Annotated in this window: 22 protein-coding genes; 16 read left to right on the forward strand and 6 right to left on the reverse strand. The window is 71.8% G+C overall.

Going from position 1 to position 20,041, the window contains the following annotated elements; translation table 11 throughout:
* The first annotated feature begins 97 nt into the window (after positions 1-97).
* The 3 genes from ACIQOU_RS34795 (at position 98) to ACIQOU_RS34805 (ending at position 2,816) form a co-directional block, all read left to right on the forward strand.
* A complete protein-coding gene (locus tag ACIQOU_RS34795; protein ID WP_401543950.1) occupies positions 98-730 on the forward strand; it encodes a PadR family transcriptional regulator in 633 nt (210 codons plus the stop codon).
* Between the two features lie 359 nt (positions 731-1,089).
* Positions 1,090-1,737 carry a Clp protease N-terminal domain-containing protein gene (locus ACIQOU_RS34800; protein ID WP_401543953.1) on the forward strand — a complete coding sequence of 216 codons (648 nt, stop codon included), beginning with the start codon at positions 1,090-1,092 and terminating at the stop codon, positions 1,735-1,737.
* A 74-nt stretch (positions 1,738-1,811) separates the two neighbouring features.
* Positions 1,812-2,816 carry an EamA family transporter gene (locus tag ACIQOU_RS34805; RefSeq protein WP_401543955.1) on the forward strand — a complete coding sequence of 335 codons (1,005 nt, stop codon included), beginning with the start codon at positions 1,812-1,814 and terminating at the stop codon, positions 2,814-2,816.
* A 169-nt stretch (positions 2,817-2,985) separates the two neighbouring features.
* Here ACIQOU_RS34805 and ACIQOU_RS34810 read toward each other — a convergent pair whose 3' ends face one another.
* Both ACIQOU_RS34810 and ACIQOU_RS34815 read right to left on the reverse strand, forming a co-directional pair.
* Entirely contained in the window at positions 2,986-3,633 is a 648-nt protein-coding gene (locus ACIQOU_RS34810; protein WP_401543957.1) for an FMN-binding negative transcriptional regulator, read from the reverse strand.
* Positions 3,633-4,316, reverse strand: a complete 684-nt coding sequence (locus ACIQOU_RS34815) for a pyridoxamine 5'-phosphate oxidase family protein (protein WP_401543960.1) — start codon at positions 4,314-4,316, stop codon at positions 3,633-3,635. The genes ACIQOU_RS34810 and ACIQOU_RS34815 overlap by 1 nt, the downstream gene beginning before the upstream one ends.
* Before the next feature lie 64 nt (positions 4,317-4,380).
* Here ACIQOU_RS34815 and ACIQOU_RS34820 point away from each other — a divergent pair, with 64 nt between their 5' ends.
* The gene (locus ACIQOU_RS34820) at positions 4,381-5,718 is read left to right on the forward strand and encodes an aminotransferase class I/II-fold pyridoxal phosphate-dependent enzyme (protein WP_401543962.1); all 1,338 of its coding nucleotides are present in this window, start codon (positions 4,381-4,383) and stop codon (positions 5,716-5,718) included.
* Between the two features lie 227 nt (positions 5,719-5,945).
* Here the strand turns inward: ACIQOU_RS34820 and ACIQOU_RS34825 are convergent, their stop codons facing one another.
* A complete protein-coding gene (locus ACIQOU_RS34825) occupies positions 5,946-6,419 on the reverse strand; it encodes a pyridoxamine 5'-phosphate oxidase family protein (RefSeq protein WP_401543965.1) in 474 nt (157 codons plus the stop codon).
* A gap of 341 nt (positions 6,420-6,760) precedes the next feature.
* Positions 6,761-7,228, reverse strand: a complete 468-nt coding sequence (locus ACIQOU_RS34830; protein ID WP_401543967.1) for a Rieske (2Fe-2S) protein — start codon at positions 7,226-7,228, stop codon at positions 6,761-6,763.
* Positions 7,229-7,588: 360 nt separating this feature from the next.
* Between ACIQOU_RS34830 and ACIQOU_RS34835 the strand changes: the two genes are divergently transcribed.
* Positions 7,589-9,031 (forward strand): M14 family zinc carboxypeptidase, encoded by a 1,443-nt coding sequence (locus ACIQOU_RS34835; protein ID WP_401543970.1) that lies wholly within the window; start codon positions 7,589-7,591, stop codon positions 9,029-9,031.
* Positions 9,032-9,161: 130 nt separating this feature from the next.
* Complete coding sequence (locus tag ACIQOU_RS34840; RefSeq protein WP_401543973.1) at positions 9,162-9,839, forward strand: transcriptional regulator; 678 nt, start codon at positions 9,162-9,164, stop codon at positions 9,837-9,839.
* A 7-nt stretch (positions 9,840-9,846) separates the two neighbouring features.
* On the opposite strand, the gene ACIQOU_RS34845 is transcribed toward ACIQOU_RS34840, so the two are convergent.
* Both ACIQOU_RS34845 and ACIQOU_RS34850 read right to left on the reverse strand, forming a co-directional pair.
* Positions 9,847-10,503: a TetR/AcrR family transcriptional regulator gene (locus tag ACIQOU_RS34845; protein ID WP_401543976.1), complete on the reverse strand. Its 657-nt coding sequence runs from the start codon at positions 10,501-10,503 to the stop codon at positions 9,847-9,849.
* Positions 10,500-11,177, reverse strand: a complete 678-nt coding sequence (locus ACIQOU_RS34850) for a DUF998 domain-containing protein (RefSeq protein ID WP_401543978.1) — start codon at positions 11,175-11,177, stop codon at positions 10,500-10,502. The genes ACIQOU_RS34845 and ACIQOU_RS34850 overlap by 4 nt, the downstream gene beginning before the upstream one ends.
* Before the next feature lie 257 nt (positions 11,178-11,434).
* On the opposite strand from ACIQOU_RS34850, the gene ACIQOU_RS34855 reads away from it, so the two are divergent.
* The 10 genes from ACIQOU_RS34855 to ung all read left to right on the forward strand — a co-directional run bounded on the left by ACIQOU_RS34855 (position 11,435) and on the right by ung (position 19,974).
* Positions 11,435-12,022 carry a hypothetical protein gene (locus ACIQOU_RS34855; protein WP_401543981.1) on the forward strand — a complete coding sequence of 196 codons (588 nt, stop codon included), beginning with the start codon at positions 11,435-11,437 and terminating at the stop codon, positions 12,020-12,022.
* A complete protein-coding gene (locus tag ACIQOU_RS34860) occupies positions 12,019-13,395 on the forward strand; it encodes a carotenoid oxygenase family protein (protein WP_401543984.1) in 1,377 nt (458 codons plus the stop codon). The genes ACIQOU_RS34855 and ACIQOU_RS34860 overlap by 4 nt, the downstream gene beginning before the upstream one ends.
* 116 nt (positions 13,396-13,511) lie before the next feature.
* A complete protein-coding gene (locus tag ACIQOU_RS34865) occupies positions 13,512-14,444 on the forward strand; it encodes an RNA polymerase sigma factor (RefSeq protein ID WP_401543986.1) in 933 nt (310 codons plus the stop codon).
* 279 nt (positions 14,445-14,723) lie between these two features.
* Positions 14,724-15,257: a hypothetical protein gene (locus ACIQOU_RS34870; protein ID WP_401543989.1), complete on the forward strand. Its 534-nt coding sequence runs from the start codon at positions 14,724-14,726 to the stop codon at positions 15,255-15,257.
* Between the two features lie 64 nt (positions 15,258-15,321).
* Entirely contained in the window at positions 15,322-16,146 is an 825-nt protein-coding gene (locus ACIQOU_RS34875; protein WP_401543992.1) for a hypothetical protein, read from the forward strand.
* Between the two features lie 108 nt (positions 16,147-16,254).
* Positions 16,255-17,019 (forward strand): HipA family kinase, encoded by a 765-nt coding sequence (locus tag ACIQOU_RS34880; protein WP_401543995.1) that lies wholly within the window; start codon positions 16,255-16,257, stop codon positions 17,017-17,019.
* Between the two features lie 44 nt (positions 17,020-17,063).
* Entirely contained in the window at positions 17,064-17,465 is a 402-nt protein-coding gene (locus ACIQOU_RS34885) for a DUF3037 domain-containing protein (RefSeq protein WP_401544156.1), read from the forward strand.
* A gap of 125 nt (positions 17,466-17,590) precedes the next feature.
* Positions 17,591-18,352 carry a 3-oxoacyl-ACP reductase FabG gene (gene fabG / locus ACIQOU_RS34890; RefSeq protein ID WP_401543997.1) on the forward strand — a complete coding sequence of 254 codons (762 nt, stop codon included), beginning with the start codon at positions 17,591-17,593 and terminating at the stop codon, positions 18,350-18,352.
* Positions 18,353-18,373: 21 nt separating this feature from the next.
* Positions 18,374-19,132 carry an SDR family oxidoreductase gene (locus ACIQOU_RS34895; protein WP_401543999.1) on the forward strand — a complete coding sequence of 253 codons (759 nt, stop codon included), beginning with the start codon at positions 18,374-18,376 and terminating at the stop codon, positions 19,130-19,132.
* 158 nt (positions 19,133-19,290) lie between these two features.
* Positions 19,291-19,974: a uracil-DNA glycosylase gene (gene ung, locus ACIQOU_RS34900; RefSeq protein ID WP_401544002.1), complete on the forward strand. Its 684-nt coding sequence runs from the start codon at positions 19,291-19,293 to the stop codon at positions 19,972-19,974.
* The last annotated feature ends 67 nt before the right edge of the window (positions 19,975-20,041 follow it).

Below are 20,041 nucleotides of genomic sequence, written 5' to 3' on the forward strand. Positions count from 1 at the left end.
GGGGTCGGGTCTCCGGTTTCGAGGGATTGCCAGGCGAGCTGTTCCGATATATCGTTGAGGCATCGCGATTGATCAACGACTGGATGGAGTGATGGCGATGCGTTCCCACGGTTTCGAACATGGACACGGTGGACCCGGCTCTCGTGGCCGGGGTGGTTTTGAGGGGCGGCGGGGTGCCTTCGGGCCGTTCGGCCCGGGTGGTCCGGGTGGGCCCGGTGGGCCTGGCTCCGGCTTCGGGTTCGGGGGGCCCGGCCCCTGGGGGCCCAGGGGCAGGGGAGGTCCGCGGGGGCGGGCGCGGCGCGGTGATGTGCGCGCGTCGATCCTGGCGCTGCTCAAGGACCGGTCCATGCACGGCTACGAGATGATCCAGGAGATCGCCGAACGCAGCGGCGGGGCGTGGAAGCCCAGCCCCGGTTCGGTGTACCCCACCCTCCAACTGCTGGAGGACGAGGGGCTGATCACCAGTGAGAGCGAGGGCGGCAAGAAGCTGTTCGCACTCACCGAACCCGGTCGCACCGCGGCCGACGAGGGCCCGGACGCGCCCTGGGAGGAAGCCTCCCGCGGCGTCGACTGGGAGGCGCTCGGCGAGGTGCGGCAGGCCGGCTTCGGTCTGATGGAGGCCTTCGGCCAGGTCTGGAAGACCGGCACCAAGGAGCAGCGCGAGAAGGCGCTGGCGGTCATCAACGACACCCGCAAGAAGCTGTACCTGATCCTCGCCGACGAGGACTGACGGACGGCTGAACGGCGGTCCCGTCGCCCGGCGCGTGCGGTCACCCGGTGACCTCGTCGCCGTACGGGCGGCGGGTCCGGCGTCGTGACAGAGGCGCCCTGCGGAGCAGATCCGTGGGGCGCCTCTGTGTGCGCGGGGCGTCAGGTCGCCCGGTCTGCCGGTTCCAGTTCCCCGGCCGACGGATCGATCGTCGGGACGTGCGGAGGCCGCCTGGGGCCCTTTCCGGAGACTCGGGGGAGGCGTGTCTGATCTCATCCGTGAGGAGGAGATTTCGGGCGTCGGGCTCCACTTCTCGCGGGACGTGAAGATGGGCCGCTCCGCCGATGACCGGAACACGTGGGGCTGATGAGGTGGGACCTGTGCACGCCCCGACACCTCGGCCGGCGGTCGGTGATCCGAACGCCGCACCGACCACCGCACCGAACACCGCACCGGACATCGACGACGATGCCGGGACCGGCGCCGAACTGGCGGCGGTGGTCTTCGGCGCCCGCCGCCGCGCGGTCCGGGACGGGGACCGGCAGATCGACACCGCCCATCTGCTGCACTCGCTCCTGGAGGACGACCCCGAGGCCCGGGCCGTCCTCGACGACGGGGCCGAGAGCGCCCGGCTGCTCGGTTACCTCGTGCAGCGCAGCATCGGGTACGGGCTGCGCTGGCAGGGCACCGTCGAGGACTCCGGCGCGATTCCCGTGGACGCGGTGTCCGGGGCGACGCCCGTGGTGAGCGACTCCGACGCGCTCTCGCCGTTGGCCGCCGCCGCGATGGGATACGCCGGTGAGCGTGCCGCCGAAGGCGGGGAACCGGCCCGGGGGCTCCATCTGTTCGCCGCGCTCGTCATGGACCCCGACGCGCGGGCCGTCGAGGTGCTGCGCCGCGCCGGGCTCGACCGCCACGAGGTCCTCGCCCGGGTCGAGAAACTGCTGGCGCCATCGGTGCCGGGCGCCGGGTGGGAACGTTCCACCGACTGTCACGCCGAGTGCTCCACCGAGTGCTCCGCCGACTGAGGTGACGGCCGCGCGGTCCACCGGTCGAGACAGGTGTCAACGAGGGTGACGCTCATGTCGTCGCCTGTCATCATGTGCCGGTGCACACCTCAGCCAGTGATCAGCGCCGTTCCGGCAAGGGCGTCGGGCTCGGCCTCGCCGTCCTGTCCGCCCTCGCCTTCGGAGGTTCCGGCGTCGCCGCCAAGCCGTTGATCGAGGCGGGGCTCGACCCGTTGCACGTGGTGTGGCTGCGGGTCACCGGCGCCGCCCTGGTGATGCTGCCGGTCGCCGTGCGCCACCGCTCCCTGCCCCGCCGTCGGCCCGCGCTGCTCGCCGGGTTCGGGCTGCTGGCGGTGGCCGGTGTGCAGGCCTGCTACTTCGCCGCGCTCTCCCGGATTCCGGTCGGTGTCGCGCTGCTCGTCGAGTATCTGGCGCCCGCGCTGGTCCTGGCGTGGGTGCGGTTCGTGCAGCGCCGGCCGGTGACGCGGGCCGCCGCGCTCGGTGTGGTCCTCGCGGTCGGCGGCCTCGCCTGTGTCGTCGAGGTCTGGTCGGGGCTGAGCTTCGACGCCGTCGGGCTGGCCCTCGCGCTTGCCGCCGCCTGCTGCCAGGTCGGCTACTTCGTCCTGTCCGACCAGGGCAGCGACGCCGGCGACGACGCCCCCGACCCGCTCGGGGTGATCGCGTACGGCCTGCTGGTCGGCGCCCTCGTACTCACCGTCGTCGCCCGCCCCTGGACGATGGACTGGACGGTGCTGACCGGCACCGCCGACCTGAACGGCACCCACGTCCCGGCCGGGTTCCTGCTGGCCTGGATCGTCCTGATCGCCACCGTCGTCGCGTACGTCACCGGGGTGCTGTCGGTGCGACGGCTCTCACCGCAGGTCGCCACCGTCGTCGCGTGCCTCGAAGCGGTCGTCGCGACGGGGCTGGCCTGGGTGCTGCTCGGCGAGCACCTCTCCCTGCCCCAACTCGTGGGCGGGGCCGTGGTGTTGGTCGGCGCGTTCATCGCCCAGTCCTCGGCCCCGGTCGACCGGGCGGCGGGGCCGGTGGCCAGGGGCGGTCCGGAGAGTGAGCTGTCGGCGCGGGGAACGGCCGTTTAGGGGGCGGGAGTTGGGGGCCGGCCGGGGTGGAGCCCGGGTCGGGCGGTCGGGGGTGGAGCCCGGGCCGGGTGGTCGGGGGTGGAGCCTAGGTCGGGTGGTCGGGGGTGGAGCCTGGGCCCGTTTGCTTCGGGGGTGTGGCCCAGGTCCGGCTGGGGTGGCTGGGGGCGGGTCAGCGTTGTGGTGGCCATGTGCCGCGTCGGCGTAGCTGGTGTTCCCTGGCGGCCGCGTCGCCGGGGGTGTTCCGGGTCGCGAGCCCGGCCGCGATCTGGTCCTGGACCTCCTCCGGCTTGTGCGACGCGTACTTGAACTTCGCCCGGACGCCGGTGACGTCGAGGCGCAGGCCACGGATGCCGGAGAGCATTCTGCCGAACGGTTCCTCGCCGACCGCCGTCGGCGCCGAGACGCCCTCGCGCTGGAAGCGGCTCAACTGGCGGTTGAGCAGCTCCGCCTTGGCCTCCGGATCGTCCACCACATGGGCCAGGCACCGGAGTTGGACGGCCGTGTAGAAGCTGGTCGGGACGCTGTGCTCGGGCGGGGTGTCCGGCGGGGCCTGCCAGGGGCCGGGGACGAACACATAGTCGTCGACCACGCTCAACAGCACCTCGGGACGCGCCTCCAGATCCGCCCACAGCGGGTTCGGGCGGGCCAGGTGGGTGAGGACCTCGCCGCGCCCGGCGTCGTAGGCGAAGTGCAGGGGCTGGACGTGAGGGGGTTCGCCGGGTGGGCCGTTGACCGCGAGCTGCCCGAAGTCGTGGGCGCCGAGCCAGAGTTGCCACTCGGCGTCGTCGCGCGGGGCGTCCCAGGGGTGGATCAGCATCACGACGCCTTGAGGTAGTCGGGGAGTCGGGTGCCGGGGGCCAGGTCGGCGTCGGCCACGGGGGTGGCGTAGCCGGTGCGCAGAGGGACCAGACCGGCCCAGTGGGGGAGGGCGAGATCCTCGGGATCGTCGTTCACCCCACCCGTGCGGAGCTTGGCGGAGACCTCGTCGAGATCGAGGCGGATGACGGCGGTGGCGGCCAGCTCCTTCCGGTTCGCGGGCCGCGAGTCGGCCGCCCGGCCCGGCACGACGTGGTCGACCAGCGCGTCGAGGGCGGCCCGCTTCTCCTCCGGGTCGCACACGTCGTACGCGATGCCGTGCACCACCACCGAGCGGTAGTTGATCGAGTGGTGGAACGCGGAGCGGGCCAGGACCAGCGCGTCCACGTGCGTCACCGTCAGACACACCGCGAGCCCCGGATCGGCCTGCCCGGTCATCCGCAGCGGGCGCGAACCCGTCGAACCGTGCACGTAGAGCCGTTCGCCGACCCGGGCGTACAGCGTCGGCAGCACGACCGGCGCGCCGTCGCGCACGAAGCCGAGGTGGCCGACGTAGCCCTCGTCGAGTATCGAGTGCACCACTTCCCTGTCGTACGACGCCCGGTTCGCGGAACGGGTGGGAACGGTGCGGTCGGTCGGCGTGTAGGCGTCGGCGGGCGCTGACGTCGGCGTCCCCTGGGGCATGACTGTCTCCCTCGTCGTGCGGTGCGGCTTGCGTCCGGCATTGCACTAGTGCAGAATGTGGTTTGTGCTAGAAGGATATCGGATCGAAGGTCGTCGTGCAGCTGACATCGCTGCCGACGTCGAGCGCGCGGTGGGCGCCGGGGCCCTGGAACCCGGCCAACTGCTGCCACCCATGCGGGAGTTGGCCGCAGAGCTGGGCGTGAATCCGAATACGGTCGCGTCCGCATACCGGACTCTGCGGGAGCGCGGGGTCATCGAGACGGACGGGCGGCGCGGCAGCAGGGTGCGGGCCAAGCCGGCCACCACCGGGCGCGAGTACGTGCGGCACGAGGTGCCCGACGGGGTGCGGGACGTCGCCGACGGCAACCCGGACCCGGCGCTGCTGCCCTCCCTCGCGCAGGCCTTCGCCGCGGCCGGTGCGCAGTCCGACCGGGACCCCGTGCGGTACGGAGACGCCCTGGTGGAACCGGAGTTGGCGCGGATCGCGCGCGCCGCGCTGGACGCCGACGGAGTTCCGGACGGGCCCCTCGCCGTCACCTCCGGCTCCCTCGACGCCATCGAACGGGTGCTCGGCGCGCACCTCAAGCCGGGGGACACCGTCGCCGTCGAGGACCCCGGCTGGGGCGGGCTGCTCGACCTGGTCCCGGCGCTCGGGCTGCGCACGGCCGCGGTCGGCGTCGACGACGAGGGGCCGTTGCCCGGCGATGTGCGGCGGGCCCTCGCCGCCGGGGCGCGCGCCCTGATCGTCACCGATCGCGCGCAGAACCCGACGGGAGCGGCGGTGAGCGCGGTGCGGGCGACGGCGCTGCGCGCGGTGCTGCGGGAGCATCCCGAGACCCTGCTGATCGAGGACGACCATGGGCACGGCATCGTCGAACTGCCCGTCCATCCGCTGGCCGGGATCACCCGGCACTGGGTGTTCGTGCGGTCGGTCGCCAAGGCGTACGGCCCCGATCTGCGGCTCGCCGTGCTCACCGGGGACCCTGTCACGGTCGATCGAGTCGCCGGGCGGCATCGGCTCGGGCCCGGGTGGGTCAGCCGGATCATTCAGCGGGCGGTCGTCCGGCTGTGGTCCGACGGGGCGTTGGACACGCGGGCCGTCGCGGCGGCCTATGGGGAGCGGCGTGCGGCGCTGATCGGGGCGCTTGCCGAGCGGGGGATCGTCGCGCACGGGCGCAGCGGGTTGAACGTGTGGGTTCCGGTGCCGGACGAGACCGAGGTCGTTGCGCGGCTGCTGCACGGGGGGTGGGCGGTGGCGCCGGGGGCACGGTTCCGGATGAGTGCGGGGCCGGGGATTCGGGTGACGGTCGCCGCGCTGGGCGAGGGGGAGGTGGGGGCGCTTGCGGATGCGATCGCGTCCGCGGTGGGGGTGGGGTGGGCGCGGGCTCGGGGGCGGGCGTGAGGGGGTGGTGTGGTCTGCCGGGTTGTCTGTCGGGTGCGGCGGTGTGGGGCTGGTCGCGCCCGCGCGGGGGAGCCGCAGACCGATACAGCCCCGCGCCCCTCGGCGGCGTTGCCTGGTCGGGTGTTGACAACATCGGGCGCTCGTAGCGGCGTTGTGGGGTATGGCACGCCAACGTGGCTGAAGAGCTAGAAGAGTTGGGCTGGCCGTAAAGCCAATTGGGCTGCCCCTTACGTGCGGGGGCCGCCCAGTTTGCGGAAGTCCCAGGAGACGATTTTCTCCGGGGTCAGCCGGAGCCAGGCGTGGCGGCCGTCGTGCGGCATCTCCTCCAGGCGGAAGTTCTTGCGCGCGAACAGGACTTCAGGGACGTCGAGTTCGGCGCAGAGATCGCCGGTGCGCGGGAACTCGCCCACGAACTCCACGACCCCGGACAGCTCCACGCCCTGCAACTCGTCGTACTCCTCGCCGGTGTCGACCACGATCGCGACCCGTGGATCGCGGCGCAGATCGGTCCAACGCCTGCTGCGCACCACCGAGTACAGCCACATCGAGGTGCCGTCCCAGGCGAACCACAACGTGCTGACATGCGGAGCGCCGCTCGCCGAGACCGTCGCGACCCGGCAGGTGCGCTGGGTGGTGAGGAACTCGTCCAGCTCTCCCGGCGTCATCATGATCTTCCGGCCACGCCGCTGAGTGACGGTCATGTGTCCCTCTCTTCTCTCACGTCGTGCCAGAGGAACTCCGATGATCCTCTGACATTACGTCAGAAAAGGATGGGATGCCTTCCGTCCATGTGCCGGGGTGGTGACGTCCGCTCGTGAGGCAAGGGCGTCGGGCGCCCTCACCGTCGTCGTCCGACGGTTGCGCGGCCTGTTGCCGATCCCCAACGCCGTTGTCGGCGGCGTCCGTTGAGGCGCCGACGCCATCGCGGGTGTGCCCGCCGAGTACACGCCCGCGATGGTCCGTCACACCCTCGCTTTGGTCGCTACGGTCGCGACCACGGACGAGGTGCTGGGCCGCCCGGCCCGGAGCGGACGGGTCCGGCTCACGCCAGGGTGATCGAATCCCCGCTGACGGTGATCTTCGCGGCAGGCAGCCCCTCGGTCGCCGGGCCCTTCTTCACGCTGCCGTCCGTCACCGAGAAGTGGCTCTCGTGGCACGGGCAGACGATCACGCCGTCGGCGATGCTGCTCACCGCGCAGCCCCGGTGCGTGCACTTGGAGGAGAAGCCCTTGTAGGTGCCCGCGGTCGGCTGGGTGACGACCACCCCCGCGTCCGCGAAGATCTTGCCGCCGCCCTCGGGGATGTCGGACGTCTTGGCGAGCGCCGTCCCGGTCGACGAGGAGGAGTCCGAGGAGGAGCCGGAGGAGGAAGAGCCCGAGGAAGTGGAAGTGGAAGAGCCCTCCTGCGAACCGCACGCGGTCAGGGCGACGGTCAGTCCCGTCGCGCCGGCCGCCGCGACCACGGTGCGCCGGGTCGGTGCGGATAAGGGGTGAAGCGATTCGCTGCTCATGCTGGCGTTCCCTTTCGAGTGCGTAGATCTCCACAGGGGTACGGCCGTCGCGCATCGGTTGTTCAGACGGTGCCGCGAGCCTGCCGGGCCCGCTGTCGGGCCGGGATAAGCCAGAGCTGTCGTTTCGCTGTCGGGGTGGCGGCGAGGGCGTCACGGGGTGTTGCCGGGCGGTGACGTGTGCCTCAACGACCTGCGGATACAGGGGAGTTGGCGGTCTTCCGGGGTCGGCGGCGCGGCGTGGGGCGACGGGCTTGATTCCGCCGTGTCAGCATTCCTCTCCTAGAGTTCCACGCCGGTTCGCGAACCCGGCGATCCGGACCCGCCCGCCCCGTTCCCCACGCATCGGAGATCCACCCCCGTATGACTGCCGTGCCGTCGAAGCAGCCCGCCTCCGCCGTCCCGTCGGCCGACCCCGCCCGCTGGGTCCGGCACGGCAGGACCGTCCCCGAGACGCACGCCTACCCCGGCGTCGACGAACTCCTGGCCTCCTTCAGGGAGTTGGCGAGCGCCCACCCCGGCCTGGTCACCGAGCGACGGATCGGCACCTCCACCCTCGGCGAACCCCTGTACTCCTTCACCGTGGGCGACGGCTCCGAGCCCGAGGCCGGGGGATACGTCGTCGTCGGCGGAGTGCACCCCAACGAACCGGTCGGCGCGGTGACCACCCTGCATCTCGCGACCGCGCTGTGCCGGGACCCCCAGCTGCGGGGGCACTTCGGCGGCGCCTGGCATCTGGTGCCCTGCATCGACCCGGACGGCGCCCGGCTCAACGAGGGCTGGTTCGCCACCCCCACCGACAAGCAGAACTACGGCCGCCACTTCTACCGGCCCGCCGGTGACCGGCAGGTCGAGTGGACCTTCCCGTTCGCCTACAAGAAGGCGTGGTTCGACCGCGTCCTGCCCGAAACCCTCGCGCTGATGCGGCTGTTGGACACCGCCCGGCCGCGTTTTCTGACCACCCTGCACAACTGCGAGGCGGGCGGCGTCTATTACTACATGAGCGAGCCCGCCCCTGAGCTGTACGGCGTCCTCGCCGACATCCCCGCCGCCCTCGGCATCCCGCTGGCGACCGGCGAACCCGAGGCCGCGCACATCCCGCTCTACGCCCCGGCCGTCTACGGCTGCATCGACATGAAGGACGCCTACGACTACCTCGAAGGGCTCGGCCTCGACGCCGCCGCCAAGATCGGGGGCTCGTCGAGCGCCGCGTACGCCGAGCGCTACGGCACCTTCTACTTCGTCACCGAGGTGCCGCACTGGAGCCACCCCGACGCCGACGACACCTCGCCCACCGAGGAGCGTTACGCCGATGTCGTGCGGCGCCGGGCGCGGGACCTGGCCGAGACCGGCACCTTCCTCGGGGGCATCCTCGACGCGGCCGGCCCGGACCTGACCATCCCCACGCCCTTCCTGCGCGCGGTCCGCGACTTCGTGCCCGCGCTGCCCGAACTGGCCGCGACGGAAGCCGCCCGCGCCGACGAACTCCCCGACCGGCCCGCCACCGTCGCCGAGGCCTACGGCTGTGAGGCCGGCGTGCACAGTTTCCGCATCCGCTTCGGCTCCATGCTGCTGCGCGCCCTGTACGCCGAACTCGCCGCCGGCACCGCCACCCCCGAAGTCCGGCGCTGCCACCGGGAGTTGCTGGCGACCTACGAGACCTGGGAGCGCGCGGCCGACCCGGCCACCGGCGACCCCATCCCCATCGCCACGCTCTCCGGCATCCAGTACGCCGCCCTCCTCGCCGCCGCCGACCACGCACGCGCCGCAGCGGGGGAGAAGGACCCCGCCGCGCCGTCCGGGTGACGCGGCACCCGGCGCCGTTCCCGCAGGACTGTCGGACCGTCCGTCCAGTGGCTTGACGCATTGTCCAAGCTTTGGTTGCCTCGTCACAGCGTCGGCCTGCGGTGGCGGACGCGGACCCGAAGGAGCGCCCGTGGCGGCGGACGAGACGGCGGCCGACCCGTCGGCGGACGAACTGCTGGCGTCCTACGCGCGGATGGTGCCGGGCCTCCAGCAGACCTTCGGGGGCATCTGCGAGGTGGTGCTGCACGACTACCGGCGCACCGACCGGTCCGTGATCGCGGTCGCCGGGCAGGTCACCGGGCGCGAGGTCGGTTCCCCGATGAGCCGCATCGGCCTGTCCATGCTGCGCCGGGGCGACGACGCCGACGACGACCTCAACTACGTGACCCGGCTCCCCGACGGCCGGGTCGTCAAGTCGTCCACCCTGCTGATCCGCACCGCCGCCGGCCGCGTCGTGGGCGCCCTCTGCGTCAACCTCGACGTCACCGAGCTACGCGGCTTCCGGCAGATCCTCGCCGACCTCGCGGGCACCGGGGACGCGGGGGAGCCGTTGCGCTCGACGACGTTCAGTCCCGACCCCGACGCCGTGATCCAGGAGGCGCTGGCCGACGCGGAGGCCCGGCTCGGCCGCCCGCTGACCCGGCTGACGGTCGCCGAACGCACCGAGGTCTTCCGCCGGTTGGAGCGGACCGGCGTCTTCCAGCTCCGGCGCACCGTCCCCGTCGTCGCCGAACGCCTCGGCCTGTCCCGCGCGTCGGTCTACAACTACCTGGCCCGCGTCCGCGCCGAGGACGCCCCGGAGACCTGACGGGGCGTCAATTCCCGTTCGCCGGAGTGGGTTTGGGCCAGGTCTCGCGCAACTGCCCGTCGGACAAGGCGGAGGTGTGGGTGGGCGGGGCGTGTTCGAGGCCGAAGCCGATCAACAGGGCCTCGGCGTAACGGCGCCAGGTGCCGGGCGCGGCCTCCTCGGTGCGGTCGGCGATGGCACCCACCATGTAGACGAAGGCATACACATCGGCACCGGCGAAGTCCTCGCGGACCGCGCCCGCCGCCACCGCCCGCCCCGCCAGACCCGCCACCTGCTCGCCCAACTCGTCGCGCAGCCGCCCGACCGGGCCCGCTTCGAGGTCCGCGTGGGCGAGGATCACCTCCAGCGCCTGGTCCTCGGCCCGCCACCGCGCCGCCTCCAGGAGGTAGTGCCGCAGCGCCTGCCCGGCGTCCGGCCGCTCGGCGGCGGCCGTCGCGAGCCCCAGGAACACGGTGAACCGTTCGACGAACAGGGCGTCGAACAGCGTCTGGAGGTCGGGGAAGCGCCGGTAGACCGTGGCGACCCCGAGGCCCGCCTCACGCGCGATCTCGTTGAGGGTGACGGCCGATCCGCGCCGCGCGAACATGCGGGCGGCCGTGCTCATGATCAGCCGGCGGTTGCGTTCGGCGTCGGCGCGCAGCGGGCGTGGGGTGTCGGGGCTCACGCCGAGACATTCTCCAGCACGTCCCGGCGCGTGGCACGCCGGTCCCTGAGCAGCAGCAGGACGCCCGTCACGGTGCTCCACAGCAGCCACGAGTAGACGCCGCCGCGCTCGAACGCGCCCGCCGTGGACGCCGACACACCCGTGAGCGCCTCGCTGACCAGGCCCAGGACGCCGACCGTGACGCTGAAGACGCGGTACGCCTTCGACGCGCCGAGGCCGCGCAGCGACCCCGCCATGATCACCAGCGTGTTCGCGCAGATGATGCCGACCGCCGCGCCGCCGACATGGAGGGCGAGGCCGGCCTGGGGGCCGTTCGCGGAGCCGTGGAACAGGCCGACCAGCACCAGGCCCACCGCGTGCGCGAGGGCGAGGGCGATGACGACGCGGCGCACCCGGCCCTCGACCAGGCGGGCCAGCAGCACGATGCCGAGCGCGAACAGGACGCCCTCGGCGATGAACGAGACGTTCATCAGCGTGTGGTCGGGGGAGCACAGGACGCGGCCCTGGAACTGGGTGCCGCAGTCGGAGACACCGAGGTCGCTGATGTAGTTCGTGACGTAGCTGTACGGCGGGTCGGTCCAGGCGGCGGCCGTGATCGCCTCGGCGACCACCCACTGCACCGCGTTCACCACCAGCACCAGCGCTCCCAGCGGAAGCCAGCTTCTGCGGGTCATCGGACCCTCCTTCTTCTGTCATTGACAACGGCGGCCTTCACCCTAACATGAAGTGGATAGATCTATCCGTTTAACCGTTCGCTCAACCGTCCGTTTCGCTGCCTGTTCGGCTGTTTGATCCGCTTTCGTCCGGCGATTCCACGGCTTCCGCGTCGAGGCCGGGTGAGTGGCGGGCGTCACATCGCAGCGATCGAACTTTGCCGCTCGCCCCGCATCTAGTCCGCGGCAGTCCACTTCATTTCACCGAGGAACATGCAATGGCTTATCTGTACGGGTTCATCCCCTGGATCGTCGCCGGTGTCATCTCGTCCTTCGACTGGCGCTGGGGTGCGATCGGGGGTCTGGTCACCGGTCTGCTCCTGCTGCTGCGGGACCGGCGGCGCGGGGTCGACCTCGACGCCCTGGTCCTGGAGATCAGCACCATCGCCTACTTCGTGGTGATCGGCGCGGTGTCCGTCACGGACCCGGACTCGGCCCTGGCCGACCACACCGACGTGATCTCCTTCGCCTGGCTGGCCGCCACCGCCTGGGGCACCCTGGCGATCCGGCGCCCCTTCACCCTGGGCATCGCCCGGCGCCAGACTCCCCGCGAGTACTGGGACATGCCGGAGTTCATCCAGGTCAACAACCACATCACCAGCGCCTGGGGAGCCGGCTTCACCTTCATCGGCGTCAGCCTGGCCGTCTGCGGCGCGGTGGACGCCCCGGCCTGGACCGGCATCGCCGCCCACGTCGTCGGCCTGCTCGCCCCGGCGATCTTCACCAAGGTCTACCCGGCCCGCGCCGCCGCGCGCCTGGAGGCGGCCCAGGGCTCCGTCACGGACACGGCAAGGACAGCGGCATGAACGACCCCTCACCCCTCCCCCTCTACCTCCAGGGCCGGTTCGCCCCGGTCCCCGAGGAGCACACCTCGGCCGAACTCACCGTGCGCGGCACCCTGCCGCCCGACCTCGACGGCCGTTACCTCCGCAACGGCCCCAACCCGCTGCCCGGCGAGGACAACGGCCACTGGTTCACCGGACCCGGCATGCTGCACGGCATCCGGCTGCGCGGCGGCCGCGCCGAGTGGTACCGCAACCGCTGGGTGCGCACCCGGGAGTTGGCGGGCCACCCCTTCATCCGCGAGGACTTCACCGTCGACCTGACCGCGACGCCCGCCAACACCCACGTCATCCGGCACGCCGACACCGTGCTCGCGCTCTGCGAGGTGGGCCTGCCCTACTGGGTCTCCGACACGCTGGAGACCGTCGGCCCCTACGACTTCGGCGGGCGCCTGAAGACCGCGATGACCGCCCACCCCAAGGAGGACCCGGTCACCGGCGAACTCCACCTGTTCGGCACCGGGTTCGCCCCGCCGTACCTCACCTACCACCGGGTCACCCCGGCCGGTGAACTGCTGGACAGCCGGGCGATCGAGGTGCCGGGCCCGACGATGATGCACGACTTCGCGATCACCGAGCACCACATCGTCTGGATGGACCTGCCCGTCGTCTTCGACCGGACCCTCGCCGGACGCGGCGGCATGCCCTACCGCTGGGACGACGGCTACGGCGCCCGGCTCGGCGTCATGCCCCGCACCCCCGGCAGCACCGAGGTGCGCTGGTACGACGTCGAGCCCTGCTACGTCTTCCACGTCGGCAACGCCCACGAGGACGCCCGGGGCCGCATCGTGCTGGACGCGGTGCGCTACGACGACGCCGGGTTCCGCACGGTCTGGGGGGACATCGGCGGCCCCGTCCCCACCGGCCCGAACGGCCCCGCCGGGGTGCCGGGTCCTGGGCACACCGAGGCCCCGTCGGTGCTGTACCGGTGGACCCTGGACCCGGCCACCGGACGCGTCGTCGAGTCCGAACTCGACGACCGGGTCGCGGAGTTCCCCACCCACAACGAGACGCTGACCGGCCGCGAGAACCGCTACCTGTACACCGTCTCCGGCGACGGCATCACCCGCCACGACCTCACCGGCTCCACCACCCTCGTCCACGAGACACCCGGCAGCCGCTACGCGGGCGAGGCGGTCTTCGTCCCGGCGGCCGACGGCGCCGCCGAGGACGAGGGCTGGCTCCTGTCGCTGGTCTCCGACGACCAGGGCGCGGCCGGTGAACTGCTCGTCCTGAACGCCACCGACCTCTCCGTCCAGGCCGTCGTGGAACTGCCGTACGCCGTACCGGCCGGGTTCCACGGGAGCTGGCTGCCCGAACTGGGGAACTCCGGCTGAACAACGGGCGAAGAGCCCCTGCCGAGGCGCCGGCACGGCGTATTTTCCTCGGCAGGGGCCGTGCCGTTCCCGCTTCCTGACACTCCCCCCCCCCACACACACGAAAGCGTTCAGACATGGTGTCCCTCACACCCCCCACGGACGAGGAACTCACCCGCCGGGCCCAGGCCGGTGACAGCGCCGCCCTCGGCCTGCTGCTGGCCCGCCACCAGGCGCCGATGCGCGCGGTGGCGTTGAGCCTGCTCGGCTACGGCCCCGACGCCGAAGACGCCGTCCAGGACGCCGCGTTGACCGCGCTGCGGCGCATCGGTGACGTCCGCGACCCCGAGGCCGTCGGCGCGTGGCTGCGGGCGATCGTGCGCAACGCCGCCCGGATGCGGCTGCGCGCCACCCAGGAGACGCCCGGCCTCGACGGGCTGGACTTCGCCCACCCGTGCGCCGACGACTCCGCCCACCCCGAGAAGCTCATCGAGCAGCACGCGATGCGCGACTGGATCTGGGACGCGATGGCCGAACTCCCGCAGCAGCAAAGGCTGGTGCTGATGCTGCGGCACTTCAGCGGCATCACCTCCTACCAGGAGATCGCCGGGGCCTGCGAGGTGCCGGTCGGCACGGTCCGCAGCCGACTCAACCAGGCCCGGGCGAAACTGGCCAAGGTGCTGCTGTCCACCGCCGCCCAGGCGCACGACGACGCCTCGGCCCTCACCGAGGACAGCAGGCACGAGGCCCTGGTCACCCTGGACGGTGCCACCCGCGGCGTGCTGTCCCCGGAGATCGCTGAACTCTGGCCGGAGCAGGCCGAGTTGGTCGGCATCCTCAGCCGACCGGGGGAACGTTCCCACCCGCACGACGCCATGCGCCAGAACCGGGAGAAGGGCGTCCGCCAGCATCTGCGGCACGTGGTCGCCAGCCGCGACATCAGCATCTGGGAGATGGACGTCGTCAACCCCGCCGGCATCCCCCACCCCTGCCCGCCCACCCTGGCCTGGGTGATGTTCCGCCAGAACCGGCGCGTGCAGCGCCTGCGGGTGGTGTTTCCCCAGCAGTAGCCCCCGCGCCGGTCGTCCTCCTCGCGGGGAGGACGTTCCGGCCAGCCCGGTCGCGGGCGCGGGCATGACGGGCGGAGGGAAATGCACAGGTGATGCCCTGCGGGGAGGCAGGATGTGACTCCGTATTCGCACACGTATCCGTCGATATGGAGCCAACTTGCCCTTGAATAAGGCACATTAGGGCATATACGGAATGGGGTGCGGATATATTTCTTATTGGATGCGGCGCGTGAGGCTCCGAGAAAGCCTTGGCGGTCTCACACGTCACGAGGGAGATCCATGAAGCAGGGAACACGACTCGTGTCCGCGGCGGTGTTGGCGGGACTGGCGCTGCCCGTCCTGATCGGCCCGGTGAGCGCCCAGGCCGCACCCGGGGACGGAACGCAGGGAGCGAAGGCCGCACCGAGCAGCGTGGGCGGGCACGCCCTTTCGGTGGGGCCGTCGATCACGGCGACCAGGTCCACGGGGGCCCAGCAGGCGGCGGACGTCATCACCTGTACACCGCAGGTGCAGCGGCCGCACAATTCAAGTCATGTGCGCGGCACGGTCAATGTGGTCGTCACCATGAAATGCACCAAGCCGGTCGCCCGTATCGCCATCCGCGCGGCCCTGTACCGCAACGGCGGTCTCGTCAAGGATTCCGGTACGAAGACCTTCACCAACTCCGCCTCGGCACAGAACAACGCCGCCGTCGCCTGCTCCAGCGCGACGTACCAGGGCTGGATGTCCTACGTGGTGAATTTCCCGGCCGGTTACACCCCGCCGAGCAGGTCCGGCTCCGGATTCGGCAGCGCGGTCAACATCACCTGCTGACAGCGGTGAACCACCGCCCGTGACATGAGACGGGCGGGGCGGGCACCAGGAAGGGAAGACGTCCATGAGCGAGTCGGCGATCCGCATCCTCCGGGACCGGGTGGCGGAACTCGATTCCCCCCTGGTGCCCGCCGACGCGTCCGCCGGTGATCCACGGCTGGAGCGTGCCGTCTCGGTGATGAGCTTCTGCACCGACACCGAGATGGCCGCCGTGTCCGGCGGCACAGCCGTCCTCACCCCCGACGACGCCGACGAGGTGACCCGCGGCTGCCGGCTGCTGAAGGAGATCGCGCGGACCGACGCGTCCCTGGTCGAAGGGCCGCTGCGCAGGGACCGCCAGCGATGGATCGGCACGGCCGCGCACCCCGGTACCTCCGCGCACCCCGGTACCTCCGCGCCCACCGGTACCCCCGCGCCCCTGGACCGGTCGCGTTTCACCGAGGCGACAGCGGCCGCCGGTCATCCCCCCGAGGTCAAGCCGTTCCGGCACGGCCTGTTCACGTCGACCGCCACGCGCGGCGGCGCCGGGATGTGGGAGATGTACCTCCGCCCGTACCACGGGTCCGACCTGTTTCCGCTGCCGTGGCAGGTGTGGCAGGTCGAACCGACCGCCGAGGCATCGGTCCTCGACATCACCTCGGCGCGCGACTGGGCCGACTTCGTGGAGCGGTACGCCCGGGAGCACGAGGGGGTCGTCCACCCCGACTGGGAGAAGGCCGCCCAGGACGTCAGCGGCGTCCACCTCACCCTGCGGGCGATCGTCGCGACCCAGGGCTTCCAGTTCCGCACCGCGAGCGGCCTGACCGCCGCGCCCTACTGGGACGTCGAGACGACCCTCTGGCTGCGGTGGCACTTCTCGTCGGTCAGGTGCCTGGACGTCATCCACTGAGACCGCCCGCCCCGCCCGATCACTATGCTCCCTCCATGCCGCGAGGCCGCCGCGCCCTTCCGGGACCGGCGTGGAGCGAAGAGCCGACGAGACGGGTGGCCAGGGAACGTGCTTGAAGAGGTCGTGGTGACCCGCTACATCACCCCGCTGCGGGAGGGCGGTTCGCTGCCGGGGCTCGTCGAGGGCGACGACCTCGGCGCCTACGTCCTGAAGTTCGCCGGCGCAGGGCAAGGCCGCAAGACCCTGGTCGCCGAGGTCGTCTGCGGGGAACTCGCCCGCAGACTCGGCCTCCGGACCCCCCGCCTGGTCACCCTCGCCCTGGACCCCGTGCTGGGCCTCGGCGAACCCGAACAGCAGGTCCAGGACCTGCTGCGGGCCAGCGGCGGCAGCAACCTCGGCATGGACTTCCGCTCCGGCGCCCTCGGCTTCGACCCCCTCGCCTTCCCGGTGAGCCGTGAGGAGGCCGGCCGGATCGTCTGGTTCGACGCGCTCGTCAACAACGTCGACCGGTCCTGGCGCAACCCCAACCTGCTGATGTCACACGGCGAACTGTGGCTCATCGACCACGGCGCCACCCTGATCTGGCACCACAACTGGCCCGGCGCCGACGCCTCCGCCGCCCGCCCCTACGACGCCTCCGAGCACGCCCTCGCCCGCTTCGCCCCCGATCTCGCGGGCGCCGCCGCCGAGTTGGCGCCCCGCGTCACCGAGGACCTCCTCGCCGAGGTCACCGCCGAGATCCCGGACGCCTGGCTGGCCGACGAACCCGGCTTCGCCACCCCGGACGAACTGCGCCGGGCCTACGCACGCCCCCTGCTCGCCCGCGCGAACGACATCCACGCGCGCGTGCGCGGAATCGAGGACCACCGGTGAGCGAGCACTACACCCACACCGCGGGCCAGGTCACCGCCCGCCACATCACCCGGCCGGGCCAGGGCGGCGACCGGGACGTCTACGAGTACGCCCTGCTCCGCGTCGTCCCGCGCGTCGAACGCGGCGAACGCCTCAACGCCGGCGTCCTGCTCTACTGCCGGGCCCGCTCCTACCTCGCCGCCCGCATCCACCTCGACGAGCACCGGCTGCGCGCCCTCGACCCGGACGCGGACCTCGCCGGCATCCACGCCGCCCTCGACGTCGTCGCGGCCGTGTGCGAGGGCGGTGAAACGGCGGGACAGGCGGCCGGTGACGACGCCGGGCGGCGCTTCCGCTGGATCGTCGCCCCCCGCTCCACCATCGTCAGGCCGGGCCCCGTGCACACCGGCCTCACCGCCGATCCGGTGGCCGAGACCGAGCGCCTCCTCGACCTGCTGGTGAGGTAATCGATCACACCCGGCTCGTGGGGCGTTGACACCGCGTGTCAGGGCTTCTAGCGTCACGTGCCGAAGGTACTAAGCGGTCGCTCACCACAGCGGGCGTACGTTCCCCAGGACGAGGAGAACCAGCAATGTCCACCACTGAGCAGCGGGTCGCCGTGGTCACCGGCGGCGCCCGGGGCATCGGCGCCGCGACCGCCGTACGGCTGGCCGCCGAGGGCCGCGCGGTCGCCGTGATCGACCTCGACGAGGCCTCCTGCAAGGACACCGTGGAGCGGATCACCGCCGCCGGTGGCCGGGCCCTCGCGGTCGGCGCCGACGTCTCGGACGAGGCACAGGTCGAGGCCGCCATCGCGCGCGTGGCCGCCGAACTGGGCGCCCCGACGATCCTCGTCAACAACGCGGGCGTGCTCCGCGACAACCTGCTGTTCAAGATGAGCGTCTCCGACTGGGACACCGTCATGAACGTCCACCTGCGCGGCGCCTTCCTGATGTCCAAGGCCGTCCAGAAGCACATGGTCGACGCCGGGTTCGGACGCATCGTCAACCTGTCCTCGTCCTCCGCCCTCGGCAACCGCGGCCAGGTCAACTACTCCGCCGCCAAGGCCGGTCTCCAGGGCTTCACCAAGACCCTCGCCAAGGAACTCGGCAAGTTCGGCGTCACCGCCAACGCCGTCGCCCCCGGCTTCATCGCCACCGAGATGACCAAGGCCACCGCCGACCGCGTCGGCATGGGCTTCGACGACTTCAAGGCCGCCGCCGCCACCCAGATCCCGGTCGCCCGCGTCGGCGAGCCCGACGACATCGCCAACGCCATCGCCTTCTTCACCGGCGACGCCGCCGGATTCGTCTCCGGCCAGGTGCTGTACGTGGCCGGCGGACCGCTCGACTAGTTCGACCAAGGGACCAAGAACATGACTTCGGTGGAACTCTCCGGCCGCGTCGCCCTCGTCACCGGCGCCAGCCGCGGCATCGGCTACGGCGTCGCCGAGGCGTGCGTCGCCCGCGGCGACCGCGTGGCCATCACGGGCCGCAACGAGGACGCCCTCAAGGAGGCCGTCGACCGGCTCGGCGCCGACCGCGTGATCGGCATCGCCGGCAAGGCGCACGACCTCGACCACCAGGCCGAGGCCGTCGCCCGCACCATGGAGGCCTTCGGACGCGTCGACTTCCTGGTCAACAACGCCGGAACCAACCCGGTGTTCGGGCCGATGGCCGACCTCGACCTGAACGTGGCCCGCAAGGTCTTCGAGACCAACGTGATCTCGGCGCTCGGCTTCGCCCAGCGGACCTGGCACGCCTGGCAGAAGGACAACGGCGGCGCCATCGTCAACATCGCCTCCGTCGCGGGCATCGCGCCCTCGCCGTTCATCGGCGCCTACGGTGTCAGCAAGGCCGCGATGATCAACCTCACCCAGCAGCTGGCGCACGAGTTCGCGCCCCGCGTACGGGTCAACGCCATCGCCCCGGCCGTGGTGAAGACCAAGTTCGCGCAGGCCCTGTACGAGGGCCGGGAGGAGGAGGCGGCCGCCGCCTACCCGCTCGGCCGGCTCGGCGTGCCCTCCGACATCGGCGGCGCCGCCGCGTTCCTGACGTCGGAGCAGTCCGACTGGGTCACCGGACAGACCCTCGTGGTCGACGGCGGCATCTTCCTCAACGCCGGCGTCGGCTGACCCACCGGAGTGCGAGACGGGCGCCGCCGCGCGAAGGGCGGCGCCCGTCGGCGTGAACGGCGAGGTCAGGGCCGTTGTCAGTGGTCGGTTGTAGGTTCTGGGGCAGGGAAAGGACCGCACCTGGTCCACCGATCACCGCACATCGTGAGGAAGTTGACGTGACCGACATCGCCATGCTGCCCGAGTCCTGGCGCGGCGTCCTGGGTGACGAGCTACAGCAGCCCTACTTCAAGGAGCTGACCGAGTTCGTCGAGGAGGAGCGGGCGAAGGGCCCCGTCTACCCGCCGCGCGAGGAGGTCTTCGCCGCCCTGGAGGCCACCCCGTACGACCGGGTCAAGGTGCTGGTCCTCGGTCAGGACCCCTACCACGGCGAGGGACAGGGCCACGGCCTGTGCTTCTCGGTCCGCCCCGGCGTGAAGATCCCGCCGTCGCTGCGCAACATCTACAAGGAGATGCACGCCGAGCTGGACACCCCGATCCCGGACAACGGCTATCTGATGCCGTGGGCCCGGCAGGGCGTCCTGCTGCTCAACGCGGTGCTCACGGTCCGCTCCGGCGAGGCCAACTCGCACAAGGGCAAGGGCTGGGAGAAGTTCACCGACGCCGTGATCCGCGCGGTCGCCGAGCGGCCCGACCCGGCGGTGTTCGTGCTGTGGGGCAACTACGCGCAGAAGAAGCTCCCCCTGATCGACGAGACCCGGCACGTGGTGGTCAAGGGCGCGCACCCGTCCCCGCTCTCCGCGAAGAAGTTCTTCGGCTCCCGCCCGTTCACACAGATCGACGCGGCCGTCGCCGCCCAGGGCCACGAGCCGATCGACTGGACCGTGCCGAACCTCGCCTGACCCGCGCCCGGGCCGGTCTCGCGGGAGAGCGGCCCGGTGGAGCCTGACCGGGATTGCCGGTGGCTGC

Origin of the sequence: Streptomyces sp. NPDC091279, from assembly GCF_044757465.1 — a bacterium.
GTDB lineage: Bacteria > Actinomycetota > Actinomycetes > Streptomycetales > Streptomycetaceae > Streptomyces.